This is a genomic window from Arthrobacter sp. zg-Y238, from assembly GCF_024385525.1.
GTDB classification, from domain to species: Bacteria; Actinomycetota; Actinomycetes; order Actinomycetales; family Micrococcaceae; genus Arthrobacter_B; species Arthrobacter_B jinronghuae.
This window is the reverse complement of sequence record NZ_JANFLU010000010.1, coordinates 260,995-274,056: the sequence shown is the minus strand read 5'-3', so window position 1 is coordinate 274,056 and position 13,062 is coordinate 260,995. Positions and strand designations below refer to the sequence as shown.

Below are 13,062 nucleotides of genomic sequence, written 5' to 3'. Positions count from 1 at the left end.
CGGTTAACGGCACCAAAGATTCCCAGTAAAACCGGATCAGTTTCCGGGTTTACCGGGGTGAAGTGAGCCGTAAAATCAATCAACGCCGCGGAGCGTCCCTCGTGGATTCCCGCAGGGGCCAGCGCTGTCCCCTCCCAACGTTCTACAAGGGGGAAGGACTCACTTCTTATGACTGATTCCCTGTCTGCTTTTCCGGACACCGTGGTGTCACCGTTCACCCGCTTCGCCGCGCTCCCGGAGGATTCCGGCCTGTACCGCGCCGGGAATGAAAAGGACGCCTGCGGCCTGGCCGTTATTGCCACCCTGCGGGGCGAGCCCACCCACGGGATTGTCGACGCCGCCCTGGCAGCCCTGCGCAACCTCGAACACCGCGGTGCGGTGGGCGCCGATGAAGGCACCGGCGACGGCGCCGGTCTCCTGACCCAGGTTCCGGACGAATTCTTCCGCGCAGTAGTGGACTTTGAACTTCCCGCGGCCGGAGGCTACGCCGTCGGCACCGCCTTCCTGCCCACCGAGGACCGGGAGCAGCTGACCGCACGCGCCGGCGTCGAGCTCATTGCCGCCAGCGAGGGGCTGCGGGTGCTGGGCTGGCGCGAGGTGCCCATCGTGGCCGAACTCGTGGGAGCCATGTCCCGCGCCTGCATGCCGCACTTTGTCCAGGTGTTCCTGGCCCCCGAAGAGGGGATCGGAACCGAGGACCTGGACGCCCGGGCCTTCCGCGTCCGGAAGCGTTCGCAGAACAAGTTCGGTGTGTATTTCCCCTCGCTGTCCTCTCGCACCATGGTCTACAAGGGCATGGTGACCACCGCGCAGCTGGAACCGTTCTTCCCGGACCTGTCCGACCCGCGGTTCAAGACCCGGCTGGGCATTGTCCACTCCCGCTTCTCCACCAACACGTTCCCGTCCTGGCCCTTGGCTCAGCCGTTCCGCGCCATCGCGCACAACGGTGAGATCAACACGGTCAAGGGCAACCGGAACTGGATGCGCGCCCGACAGTCGCAGATGAAGAACCCGCTGCTGGGACAGACCCCGGAAGAGCTCTTCCCCATCTGCACCCCCGGCGCTTCGGACTCCGCGTCCTTCGACGAGGTGGCCGAACTGCTGATGCTCTCCGGCCGGCCCATCACCCACGCGATCATGATGATGATCCCGGAGGCCTGGGAAAACCACGCAACCATGGACCCGGCCCGCCGGGCGTTCTACCAGTACCACTCCATGCTTATGGAACCGTGGGACGGTCCCGCCGCCGTGTCCTTCACCGACGGCGTGCAGGTAGGCGCGGTGCTGGACCGCAACGGGCTGCGTCCCGCCCGCTACTGGGTGACCGACGACGGCCTGGTGGTCCTGGCCTCCGAAGTGGGCGTGGTGGACATTGACCCCGCCAAGGTGGTCCGCAAGGGCCGCGTTTCCCCGGGCAAGATGTTCCTGGTGGACACCGCCGAGGGCCGGCTGATCGAAGACGAAGAGATCAAGGCCGAGGTTTCCGCCGCCAACCCGTGGGCGGAATGGGTGAAGGAAAACCAGGTCCGCCTGGAGGAACTGCCCGAACGCGAACACGTGCTGCACACCAAGGCGTCGATCAACCGCCGGCAGCGGACCTTCGGCTACACGGTGGAGGAACTGCGGATCCTGCTGGGCCCGATGGCGCGCACCGGCGCCGAACCGCTGGGCGCCATGGGCTCCGACACCCCCATCGCCGTGCTCTCCAAGCGGCCGCGGCTGCTCTTCGACTACTTTGTGCAGTCCTTCGCCCAGGTCACCAACCCGCCGCTGGATTCCATCCGCGAGGAACTGGTCACCTCCCTGCAGGCCTCGATTGGCCCCAACGGAAACCTGCTGTCCCTGAAGCAGGTGAAAACCAGCCAGGTTGCGTTGAAGTTCCCGGTGATCAACAACGACGAGCTCGCCAAGATCGCCAACCTCACCGACGACGAGGGCGACCGGATAGCGCTGAAGGTCCGCGGCCTCTACCGCCCTGAAGGCGGCGAAGCCGAACTGCGGGCAAGGATCAGCGAGATCTGCGAAAAGGTTTCCGGTGCAGTGAACCGCGGTGTGCAGTACATCGTGCTCTCGGACCGGGACTCCAACGCGCAGTGGGCACCCATCCCGTCCCTGCTGCTGCTCTCCGCGGTGCACAACCACCTGCTCAAGAGCGCCAACCGCACCAAGATCTCCCTGCTGGTGGAAGCCGGCGACGTCCGCGAGGTCCACCACGTGGCCCTGCTGATCGGCTACGGCGCCTCCGCCGTGAACCCGTACCTGGCCATGGAAAGCTGCGAGGAACTGGTCCGCAACGGCGACATCACCGGTGTCACCGGCGAAGAGGCCGTCGCCAACCTGATCAAGGGCCTGGGCAAGGGCGTCCTGAAGATCATGTCCAAGATGGGCATTTCCACCGTCGCGTCCTACTGCGGCGCGCAGACCTTCGAGGCACTTGGCCTGGGCCAGGAACTGGTGGACGAGTTCTTCCACGGCACGCAGACCCAGCTCGGCGGCGTCGGGCTGGACGTGGTCGCCGCCGAAGCCGCTGCCCGGCATGCCGATGCGTACCCGAGCGACGGCGTGGAGGAACCGCACCGCGCCCTGGACAACGGCGGCGAATACCAGTGGCGCCGCGAAGGACCGCCGCACCTGTTCAACCCCGAGACGGTCTTCCGGCTGCAGCACGCCACCCGCGAACGCCGGTATGACGTGTTCAAGGCCTACACCAACGGCGTGAACGACCAGTCCCGGAACCTCATGACCCTGCGCGGGCTGCTGGACTTCCGCACCGGGGACCGCACACCCGTGCCGCTGGACGAGGTGGAGCCCGTCTCCAGCATCGTCAAGCGCTTCTCCACCGGAGCCATGAGCTACGGCTCCATCTCCCAGGAAGCACACGAAACGCTGGCCATCGCGATGAACCGCCTGGGCGCCAAGTCCAACACCGGTGAGGGCGGCGAAGACCCGGAACGGCTGCTGGACCCCGAGCGCAACTCGGCGATCAAGCAGGTGGCCTCCGGCCGGTTCGGCGTCACCAGCCTGTACCTGACCAACGCGCAGGACATCCAGATCAAGATGGCCCAGGGCGCCAAGCCCGGCGAGGGCGGCCAGCTGATGGCCCAGAAGGTCTACCCGTGGGTGGCCCGCACCCGCCACTCGACCCCCGGCGTCGGGCTGATCTCCCCGCCGCCGCACCACGACATCTATTCCATCGAGGACCTCGCCCAGCTGATCTATGACCTGAAGCGCTCCAACCCGAGCGCCCGGGTGCACGTGAAGCTGGTGTCCGAAGCCGGGATCGGCACCGTGGCGGCCGGCGTGACCAAGGCGAAGGCCGACGTCGTGCTGGTCTCCGGGCACGACGGCGGCACGGGCGCCTCGCCGCTGAACTCGCTCAAGCATGCCGGGGCTCCCTGGGAACTCGGCCTGGCCGAAACCCAGCAGACCCTGATGCTCAACGGCCTGCGGGACCGGGTGGTGGTCCAGGTGGACGGCCAGCTCAAGACGGGTCGCGACGTCGTGATGGCGGCGCTGCTGGGCGGCGAGGAATTCGGTTTCGCCACCGCACCGCTGGTGGTCTCCGGCTGCGTGATGATGCGCGTCTGCCATCTGGACACCTGCCCGGTGGGCGTGGCGACGCAGAACCCCGAACTGCGGGCGCGCTTCACCGGCAAGCCGGAGTTCGTGGTGAACTTCTTCGAGTTCATTGCCGAAGAGATCCGCGAAATCCTGGCCGAGCTGGGCTTCCGGACCCTCGAAGAGGCCATTGGCCGCACCGAGCTGCTGGACACGCAGGCCGCCATCGACCACTGGAAGGCGGACGGCCTGGACCTGGAACCGATCCTGCGGGGACCCGAGGTGGACCCCGGCGCGCCGCTGCGGAACCTGGTGCAGCAGAACCACGAACTGGATCAGCACTTCGACAACAAGCTCATTGAGATGAGCGCCGACGCGCTGCAGAACCGGGCGCCGGTGCGGATTGCGCTGGATGTAGTCAACACCGACCGGTCCGTGGGCACCATGCTCGGGCACACCGTCACCAAGACCTTCGGCGTGGACACCCTGGCTCCGGACACCATCGACGTCACCCTCACCGGGCAGGCCGGGCAGTCGCTCGGCGCGTTCCTGCCTGCCGGGATCACCCTGCGGCTGTTCGGCGACTCGAACGACTACGTGGGCAAGGGCCTGTCCGGCGGCCGGATCATCGTCCGCCCGGACCGTGGCAACGTCTTCGCGGCGGAACGCAACGTCATTGCCGGCAACGTGATCGGCTACGGCGCCACCAGCGGCGAGATGTTCCTCAGCGGCCAGGTGGGCGAACGCTTCCTGGTCCGCAACTCCGGGGCCACCGCCGTCGTCGAAGGCATCGGCGACCACGGCTGTGAGTACATGACCGGCGGTCAGGCCCTGATCCTGGGACCCACGGGCCGGAACTTCGGCGCGGGTATGTCCGGCGGCACCGCGTTTGTGGTGGACCTGGAATCCGCCCGCGTCAACAAGGAGTCCCTGGAGCGCGGCGAGCTGCTGCTCGTTGCCCCGGACGCCGAGGACGTCGACATCATCCGCGGGCTGCTGGTCCGGCACCTGGAGGAGACCGGCTCGGACCTGGCCCAGAAAATGCTGGAGAACTTCGAGGACACGGTTACCCGCATTACCAAGGTGCTGCCGCGGGACTACGCGGCAGTGCTCGGCGCCCGCGCCTCCGCCGCCGAAGCGGGACTCGATCCCGACGGCGCCGAGGCATGGAACAAGATTTTGGAGGTTACCGGTGGCTGATCCACGCGGATTCTTGAAGGTACGGGAGCGGGAAACCCAGCCGCGGCGTCCGGTGCCGGTGCGCATCATGGACTACAAGGAGGTCTACGAAGCGCAGGAAAAAGGTGTGCTGCAGGCCCAGGCCGGACGCTGCATGGACTGCGGCATCCCGTTCTGCCACCAGGGCTGCCCACTGGGCAACCTCATTCCGGAGTGGAATGACCTGATGTGGCGGGACAAGGGCGCCGAGGCCATTGAACGGCTGCACGCCACGAACAACTTCCCGGAGTTCACCGGCCGGCTCTGCCCCGCGCCCTGCGAGGCCTCCTGCGTGCTGGGCATCAACCAGCCGCCGGTCACCATCAAGCAGGTAGAGGTCTCCATCATCGACGAAGCCTGGGGCGAGGGCTGGGTTACCCCGCATCCGCCGGAGCGGCTGACCGACCGGACCATCGCCGTCGTCGGCTCCGGCCCCGCCGGTCTGGCTGCCGCGCAGCAGCTCACCCGTGCCGGGCACACCGTGGCCGTCTACGAGCGGGATGACCGGATCGGCGGGCTGCTGCGGTACGGCATCCCGGATTTCAAGATGGAAAAAATCCAGGTGGACCGCCGGCTGGAGCAGATGCGCGCCGAAGGCACCCGCTTCCGCACCGGCGTCGAAGTGGGCAAGGACATCAGCTGGGAGCAGCTGCGCCGCCGCTACGACGCCGTGGTGATCGCCACCGGCGCCACCGTTCCGCGGAACCTGCCGATCCCGGGCCGGGAACTGTCCGGCGTGCATTTCGCCATGGACTACCTGGTGCAGTCCAACCGTGCCGTGGCCGGAGACAGCGTGAAGAACCAGATCAGCGCCGAGGGTAAGCACGTCGTCATTCTTGGCGGCGGCGACACCGGGGCGGACTGCCTCGGCACCGCGCACCGCCAGCAGGCTGCCTCGGTGACCACCCTGGCGATCGGCCAGCAGCCGCCCGCCGAGCGGGCCGCGCACCAGCCGTGGCCGATGTACCCGACGCTGTTCGAGATGGCCAGCGCCCACGAGGAAGGCGGGGAACGCACGTTCCTGGCGTCCACCGTGGAGTTCGTGGGGGAGGACGGGAAGCTCACCGGGGTGAAGGTGGCTGAGACCGAATTCGTGGACGGACGACGGCTGCCGAAGGCCGGTACGGAGCGGATTATTCCGGCGGACCTGGTGTTCCTGTCCCTGGGCTTCACCGGCCCGGAGCCGGCCGGTCTGGCCGAGCAGGTCTCCGCGGAGTTCGACGACCGCGGCAACGTGGCCCGCGACGGCTACTACATGACCGGAACCCCGGGGGTCTTCGCTGCCGGTGACGCCGGGCGTGGACAGTCCCTGATTGTCTGGGCCATCGCCGAAGGCCGGGCCGCTGCGGCTGCCGTAGACCAGTGGCTGATGGGATCGACCCGCCTGCCCGCACCGGTGGCGCCGACGGACCGGGCCATCACGGTGCTGTAGAAAACCGCATAAACAAAGCAGGCGTCGGAGACTTTCCGGCGCCTGCTTTACTGCGCCGGCCTGCTTCCGAAGTCCGGTAGGGTGTCGGTGCACACATACACAAGCACGCTTATGTTGGGGGACAGAAATATGTGGATTGCTTTCACGACGATGGTCGTGTGCGCGGTGTTCGGCTTCGGGGGCGCCGTGCTGGTGATGTATCTGGTGAAGGCCCGGCAACTCAAGCGGCACCCGCTGCGCCCGCAGATGGAGGTCCGGTTTAGTCCGAGGGGGCTCATCGGTCTGGCCCTGCTCATCGGCGTTATGTTGCTGACCGTGAGCCTGGGTTTGTTCCTCGTGATCTATCGGGGCGTGCCCACCTATGCCGTCTCCGTCGCAGCCATATTGGTGGCCACGGTGGTCCGTCCCCTGTACCTTTCCAAGGCCGGACTGCCTTTCGTGTTGGCCGAGATCGGTGCAGAGCTCAATCCCAAGCCCGTTCCCGCGCCGGCTCCCGGGGGAGTGGCGGCCCCGCCCCAGTACCCGGGATTCGCCAACGCGGCGCCGCAGTACAACGCCCCGGCGGGCTACACCGCCCCGCCGGGCTACACCGCTCCGGCCCCGTACACCGCGGCGCCGCAGTCTCCGCCGCAGTACAACGCACCGGCCGACTACACCGCTCCGCCTGCGCCGGGACCCGGCAAGCAGTAGGACGCGCCGTCTGAGCCCGGAGATCACCCACGTGATCTCCGGGCTTTTTCTTTGCCGAAAACCCTTTGCGGCACCGGTACCTAGTGTTACTGTCTACCGGTAGATAGCACTACTAGGTAGATAGGCACGGCTCCATGGGTAAGCAGATGACGGAGATGCTAAAGGGGACCCTCGAAGGCATCATCCTGGGGATCCTCGCCGTTTCGCCCGCCTACGGTTACGACATCACCGCGCGGCTGCGTGAGCAGGGCTTCACCGAGATTGCCGAGGGAACCGTGTATGCGCTCCTGGTCCGGATCGAGAAACGCGGACTGGTCGACGTCGAGAAGGTTCCCTCGGAAAAGGGACCGCCGCGGAAGGTCTACACCTTGAGCACCCAGGGCGCCGAGTACCTCGATGAGTTCTGGGGAACCTGGGGCTTCCTGGCTTCCCGGATCGAACAACTCCAACAGCTTGTTAAGCACCCGCACGAAGGAGACCCATCATGACCGCCAAATGGATAGAGCTGGTCACGGGACCATTGGAGGAAAAAAGGCGCTGGCGCAGGTTCAAGCAGCGCAAGGAACAACTGCCCGCCGGATACCGAAGGGCCATGGACGGCCTCGAACGCTACTTCATGTATGCGGCGCCGATTGCGAAGGGCGATGTTTACGTCCAGATGCTCGAAGACCTTGTTGATCTGGTTGAGCGTGCCGCTGTTGACGGCACTCCGGTCCGCAGCATTGTCGGAGAGGATCCGGTGGAGTTCGCGGAGGCCTTCATTGCGAATTACGCGGACGGCCAGTGGATCGACAAGGAGCGCAGGCGCCTTGTCGAGACCATCGACCGGTCCGCCGAAGAGGTATAAAACACCGGATTGGAGACCGGATATGTATACCGACCAAACCCTCGAACCCGCCATCCGGGTACAGGGCATCAAGAAATCCTTTCGGGATCTGCAGGTGCTGCGCGGCGTCGACTTTGACGTGACTGCCGGCAGCATCTTCGCGCTGCTGGGCTCCAACGGAGCGGGCAAGACAACGCTGGTGCGGATCCTGTCAACGCTGTTGAAGGCCGACGACGGTACGGCCGCAGTGGACGGGTTCGACGTCGCCGCCCGTCCGGGGGACGTGCGGCGGTCGATCAGCCTGACCGGGCAATTCGCCGCAATCGACGAAGTGCTGACAGGCCGGGAGAACCTGGTCCTTATCGCGAAGCTCCGCCACCGGAAGGACCCGGGCTCGGTCGCGGATGACATGCTGGCCCGTTTCGCTCTCACCGACGCGGGGAACCGGAAGGCTGGGGCGTACTCCGGCGGTATGCGCCGCCGGCTGGATATCGCCATGAGCCTGGTGGGGAACCCGAAAATCATCTTCCTTGACGAGCCGACGGCGGGCCTGGATCCGCAGGCGCGCAACGAGGTGTGGAAAACCATCCGGGAGCTTGCCGACGGCGGCACGACGGTGCTGCTCACCACGCAGTACCTCGACGAGGCGGAGCAGCTTGCGGACCGGATCGGGATCCTGCACCGGGGCGTCATCATCCAGAACGGGACCCTGGTTGAACTGCAGCAACTCCTGCCGCCGGCGAAGGCCGAGTACGTCACAAAACAGCCGTCCCTCGAGGACGTCTTCCTCGCCCTCACCGGCGACACCGGTGAGGACACACCGCCCCGGGACGGACTTCCCCCGGCGCAGCAGAAAGAGGGAAACCGATGACCACCCAGATGTTTCATGACACCGCCGCCCTCACCGGCCGCTCCCTGCGCCACGTCCTCCGCAGTCCGGACACGATTATTACGACGGCGGTTACGCCGGTCGCGCTGATGCTGATGTTTGTGTACGTTTTCGGCGGCGCAATCAGCACCGGATCGGGGGAGTCCTACATCAACTACACACTGCCCGGCATCCTGCTGATCACCGTTGCCTCCGGCGTGGCCTACACCGCCTACCGTTTGTTCCTTGATCGGCAGGGGGGAATGTTCGAACGCTTCCAATCGATGCCCATTTCGCGCTCCGGTGTGCTCTGGGCACACGTCCTCACCTCCGTGAGTGCGAACCTGGCCTCGCTCGCGCTCGTCATCGGCGTGGCCCTGATCGCGGGCTTCCGCACCGGTGCGTCGCCGGCGGCGTGGCTCGCCGTCGTCGGCATCCTGGTCCTGTTCACCCTCGCCCTGACGTGGCTGGCCGTGATTGCCGGGCTGGGCGCGAAAACAGTTGAGGGCGCGAGTGCGTTCAGTTACCCGCTGATTTTCCTGCCGTTCATCAGCTCGGCGTTTGTGCCCACCAGCACCATGCCCGGGCCGGTGGCGTGGTTTGCCGAGAACCAGCCCGTGACTTCCATTGTGGACACCCTCCGGGCAATGCTTGCCCAGGAACCCGTCGGCAGCGATTTCTGGGTCGCACTTCTCTGGCTGGTCGGCATTCTGGGCCTCGCTTACGCCGGTGCCACGGCCATTTACCGGCGTCGGGTGAACTAAACGGGGCTGGGGGCGTGCACAGATTCCCACCCCGGCTGGCCGGCATACCGCCTACCGACGCCCGGAATCCTTGGCCTTTCCCGCTTTCTGGGAATCTGTGCACGCCACCCCACTACCCGTAGGGGTCAACAGGTGCATGGCAGTGCCTCCCGGCTCTGGTTCCGGCCGCGCAGACGGCCCCGTCCCATGCGCAAACTGCCGAGGGAGACTAGGCTAGAAGTATGAGACGCGCAAAGATTGTTGCCACATTTGGACCAGCGATCGCCAGCTATGAAAATACCGTAGCGGTTCTTCGCGCGGGCGTGAATGTCGCCCGTATGAATATGAGCCACGGCGACCACTCCGTACACAACGCCACGTACGAAAACGTGCGCAAGGCCTCCGCCGAGCTGGGGATGCCCGTGGGCATCTTCGCCGACCTCCAGGGCCCCAAGATCCGGCTCGGCCGGTTCACCGAGGAACCCCACTTCCTGAACGTGGGCGATACCTTCACCATCACCACTGATGACATTCCCGGCACCAAGGAAATCTGCTCCACCACGTACAAGGGCCTGCCCGGCGACGTGAAGGCGGGCGACTTCCTGCTGATTGACGACGGCAAGGTCAAGCTGCGTGCCGTTGAGGTGACCGCCAACAACGTTGTCACCGAGGTAGTAGTGCCGGGCAAGGTGTCGAACAACAAGGGCATCAACCTCCCCGGCGTAGCCGTCAACGTTCCGGCACTGAGCGAAAAGGATGAGGACGACCTCCGCTGGGCCATGCGCCGCGGCGTCGACATGGTTGCCCTTTCCTTCGTCCGCAACGCCGGCGATATTTCCCGCGTGCACGAGATCATGGACGAGGAAGGCCGCCGCGTGCCGGTCATCGCCAAGATCGAGAAGCCGCAGGCCGTGGAGAACCTCGAAGAGATCATCGACGCGTTCGACTCCATCATGGTTGCCCGCGGTGACCTCGGCGTCGAACTGCCGCTCGAAGAGGTTCCGATCGTGCAGAAGAAAGCCATTGAACTGGCCCGCCGCTGGGCCAAGCCCGTCATCGTGGCCACCCAGGTGCTCGAATCCATGATCGACAACCCCCGCCCGACCCGTGCCGAGGCCTCCGACTGCGCCAACGCCGTACTCGACGGCGCGGACGCCGTCATGCTCTCGGGTGAAACCTCGGTGGGTTCCTACGCGATCGAAACCGTCGAAACCATGGCCCGGATCATTGAGTCCACCGAGCAGCACGGCCTGAACCGCGTTCCGCCGCTGGGCTCCAAGCCGCGGACCCGCGGCGGCGCCATCACCCGTGCAGCAGTGGAGATCTCCGACCAGCTGGATGCGAAGTACATCTGTACCTTCACCCAGTCCGGCGACTCCGCCCGCCGCCTCTCCCGCCTGCGTCCGTCCAAGCCGGTATTTGCGTTCACCCCCGTGGAGGACACCTACCGCTACATGACGCTGTTCTGGGGCGTGGCCCCCATGCTCGTGGAGTTCGCCGAGCACACCGACCAGATGACCGCCCAGGTGGACCGCACCCTGCTCGAAGAGGGCCTGGTGGAAGACGATGACCTGGTGGTTATCGCTGCCGGTTCGCCTCCCGGACAGGCCGGCTCCACCAACAGCATCAAGGTGCACCGCGTGGGCGACATCGCCGACGCAGGCCAGCGCGCTGACGGCCAGGAGCGGGTCAAGGAAAAGGTCGGCCCGTGGCCGGTCAAGGAAAGCAAGAAGGGCCAGGCCAAGGCCATCTAGGTTTCCGGCTTCCCTGCACTAAAAGGAAAGGTCCCGTCCGATTGGACGGGACCTTTCCTGTTGGTTCCTGCGGGGGAGTAGGTGCTAGTTGACCTGGTTGATGATGGTCTCGGCAACTTCGCGCATGCTCAGCCGGCGGTCCATGGAGGTCTTCTGGATCCAGCGGAAGGCCTCGGGTTCGGTGAGGCCCATCTTGGTGGTCAACAGCGACTTGGCGCGTTCGACCAGCTTGCGGGTGGCGAACTGTTCCTTCAGGTCGGTGACCTCGGCTTCGAGGGCCTTGATCTCCTCGTGGCGGGACAGGGCGATCTCGATGGCGGGAATCAGGTCCGCGGGGGTGAAGGGCTTGACCACGTAGGCCATGGCGCCGGCCTCGCGTGCACGCTCCACCAGTTCCTTCTGGCTGAACGCTGTCAGCAGCACCACAGGGGCAATGCGTGCCTTGACGATCTGTTCGGCGGCCGTGATGCCGTCCATCAGTGGCATCTTGACGTCCATCAGGACCAGGTCCGGCTTCAACTCGTTGGCCAGCTGGACGGCCTTCTCACCGTTGTCCGCCTCGCCCACGACGTCGTAACCCTCGCCGGTGAGGATCTCGACAATGTCCAGACGGATCAGGGTCTCGTCTTCGGCGACGAGTACACGGCGGGCCGGGCTGTTGGACGGCGCGGTGTTGGCAGACGCAGCGTTGGTCGACGCGGCGGGCGCGGACTCGGTGGACTCAGACACAGATGGCTCCTCAGATACGGTCTCTCCCGCCGGCAGACCGGCGGTTCACACAATCAGCGTATCCGCATGTAGAGTAGTTTTGCGCTCAACACGGTAAGTACTAGTGCTTCGTGACGCAGGGCACGCCCGAATGGCGGAATTGGCAGACGCGCTGCACTCAAAATGCAGTATCGAAAGGTGTGTGGGTTCGAGTCCCACTTCGGGCACCAGTTTGTTGCAGACGGAAACACCCCGGTCTTCGGACCGGGGTGTTTTCTTTTGCCGCGCTGCCTACGCGTAGCGGTCGAAGGCGTCCAGCAGCCGCTTCACGGACCCGCCCAGGTTCCAGTCCTCGGCCAGGCGCTCAAGTTCGGAACGCTCTTCCCCGGCGATCGCATGCAGCTCGGCCCCCGCCTTCTTGGGCGTGGGAAGATCCAGGTCCCTCACCACCTTTACTACCTTCGGTGCAACCGCCAGATAGTCCGCCGCCTTGGCGAGCTTGGACCGGACCGGGCCCGCAAGGCCGCTGTCCGGGTCCTGCGCCGCGGCCAGCAGGGAATCCAGGGTGCCATATTCGGCCAGCAGCGACGCCGCGGTTTTCTCACCGATCCCGGACACGCCGGGCAGTCCGTCGGAGGCATCGCCACGCAGGGTTGCGTAGTCCGCGTACTGCTCGGGCAGCACCTGGTACTTTGCCACCATTGACGCATCGGTCATCACGTCCAGGTTCTTCATGCCGCGGGCGGTGTAGATCACGCGCGCGTCCCTGCGGTCGTCGATCACCTGGAACAGGTCACGGTCCCCGGTCACCACGTCCACCGGCATGGACGCAGTGGACGCGTAGGTGCCGATCACGTCGTCGGCCTCGTGTTCCGCGGCGCCGACGACGGCGATGCCCGCCAGCTCCAGCGTGCGGCGGATCATCGGGATCTGGGCCTCGAGGGGATCGGGAACCGTTTCGACGTCGGGGTTCCCGCTCACCTCTTCGGCCACCCGGTGCGCCTTGTAGGTAGGGAGCAGCTCCACCCGCCACTGCGGCCGCCAGTCGTCGTCCCAGCAGGCGATCAGGTGCGTGGCCTCGTAGTCGGTGGTGAGCCTGGCGATCATGTCCAGCAGGCCGCGTACGGCGTTCACCGGCGTACCGTCGGACCGGCGGATGCTGTCGGGGACGCCGTAGAAGGCGCGGAAGTACAGTGACGCGGTGTCGAGGAGCATCAGGCGCTGGGTCATAGGCCGATCCTCGCACGGATCATGCGGTGAGGGGC

The 13,062-nt window shown here is 65.9% G+C and carries 10 protein-coding genes and 1 tRNA gene; 9 read left to right on the top strand and 2 right to left on the bottom strand.

Annotation, left to right across the window (positions count from 1 at the left end; translation table 11 throughout):
- The first annotated feature begins 168 nt into the window (after positions 1 to 168).
- The 8 genes from gltB (at position 169) to pyk (ending at position 11,089) form a co-directional block, all read left to right on the top strand.
- Positions 169 to 4,758: a glutamate synthase large subunit gene (gene gltB, locus NNX38_RS10155; RefSeq protein ID WP_255797877.1), complete on the top strand. Its 4,590-nt coding sequence runs from the start codon at positions 169 to 171 to the stop codon at positions 4,756 to 4,758.
- Positions 4,751 to 6,208, top strand: coding sequence for a glutamate synthase subunit beta (locus NNX38_RS10150; protein ID WP_255797876.1), 1,458 nt, complete (start codon positions 4,751 to 4,753; stop codon positions 6,206 to 6,208). Before gltB ends, NNX38_RS10150 begins: the two co-directional genes overlap by 8 nt.
- A gap of 129 nt (positions 6,209 to 6,337) precedes the next feature.
- A complete protein-coding gene (locus NNX38_RS10145; RefSeq protein WP_255797875.1) occupies positions 6,338 to 6,898 on the top strand; it encodes a hypothetical protein in 561 nt (186 codons plus the stop codon).
- Between the two features lie 134 nt (positions 6,899 to 7,032).
- On the top strand, positions 7,033 to 7,386 hold the full coding sequence (locus tag NNX38_RS10140; RefSeq protein ID WP_255797874.1) for a PadR family transcriptional regulator: 354 nt from the start codon (positions 7,033 to 7,035) through the stop codon (positions 7,384 to 7,386).
- Complete coding sequence (locus NNX38_RS10135) at positions 7,383 to 7,745, top strand: DUF1048 domain-containing protein (RefSeq protein WP_227933393.1); 363 nt, start codon at positions 7,383 to 7,385, stop codon at positions 7,743 to 7,745. Before NNX38_RS10140 ends, NNX38_RS10135 begins: the two co-directional genes overlap by 4 nt.
- A 22-nt stretch (positions 7,746 to 7,767) precedes the next feature.
- On the top strand, positions 7,768 to 8,595 hold the full coding sequence (locus tag NNX38_RS10130; RefSeq protein WP_255797873.1) for an ABC transporter ATP-binding protein: 828 nt from the start codon (positions 7,768 to 7,770) through the stop codon (positions 8,593 to 8,595).
- Entirely contained in the window at positions 8,592 to 9,356 is a 765-nt protein-coding gene (locus tag NNX38_RS10125) for an ABC transporter permease (RefSeq protein WP_255797872.1), read from the top strand. The genes NNX38_RS10130 and NNX38_RS10125 overlap by 4 nt, the downstream gene beginning before the upstream one ends.
- A gap of 221 nt (positions 9,357 to 9,577) precedes the next feature.
- Positions 9,578 to 11,089 (top strand): pyruvate kinase, encoded by a 1,512-nt coding sequence (pyk, locus tag NNX38_RS10120; protein WP_255797871.1) that lies wholly within the window; start codon positions 9,578 to 9,580, stop codon positions 11,087 to 11,089.
- A gap of 84 nt (positions 11,090 to 11,173) precedes the next feature.
- Here pyk and NNX38_RS10115 read toward each other — a convergent pair whose 3' ends face one another.
- Entirely contained in the window at positions 11,174 to 11,818 is a 645-nt protein-coding gene (locus NNX38_RS10115; protein WP_255797870.1) for an ANTAR domain-containing response regulator, read from the bottom strand.
- A 124-nt stretch (positions 11,819 to 11,942) separates the two neighbouring features.
- Here NNX38_RS10115 and NNX38_RS10110 point away from each other — a divergent pair.
- Positions 11,943 to 12,027, top strand: a tRNA-Leu gene (locus NNX38_RS10110).
- A 61-nt stretch (positions 12,028 to 12,088) separates the two neighbouring features.
- Here the strand turns inward: NNX38_RS10110 and NNX38_RS10105 are convergent.
- Entirely contained in the window at positions 12,089 to 13,027 is a 939-nt protein-coding gene (locus NNX38_RS10105) for a 5'-3' exonuclease (protein ID WP_255797869.1), read from the bottom strand.
- Between the last annotated feature and the right edge of the window lie 35 nt (positions 13,028 to 13,062).

Coding starts and splice junctions, on each gene's coding strand:
- NNX38_RS10145 (WP_255797875.1), top strand. CDS start 6,338: ATGTGGATTGCTTTCACGACGATGGTCGTGTGCGCGGTGTTCGGCTTC.
- NNX38_RS10105 (WP_255797869.1), bottom strand. CDS start 13,027: ATGACCCAGCGCCTGATGCTCCTCGACACCGCGTCACTGTACTTCCGC.
- pyk (WP_255797871.1), top strand. CDS start 9,578: ATGAGACGCGCAAAGATTGTTGCCACATTTGGACCAGCGATCGCCAGC.
- NNX38_RS10135 (WP_227933393.1), top strand. CDS start 7,383: ATGACCGCCAAATGGATAGAGCTGGTCACGGGACCATTGGAGGAAAAA.
- NNX38_RS10125 (WP_255797872.1), top strand. CDS start 8,592: ATGACCACCCAGATGTTTCATGACACCGCCGCCCTCACCGGCCGCTCC.
- NNX38_RS10140 (WP_255797874.1), top strand. CDS start 7,033: ATGGGTAAGCAGATGACGGAGATGCTAAAGGGGACCCTCGAAGGCATC.
- NNX38_RS10130 (WP_255797873.1), top strand. CDS start 7,768: ATGTATACCGACCAAACCCTCGAACCCGCCATCCGGGTACAGGGCATC.
- gltB (WP_255797877.1), top strand. CDS start 169: ATGACTGATTCCCTGTCTGCTTTTCCGGACACCGTGGTGTCACCGTTC.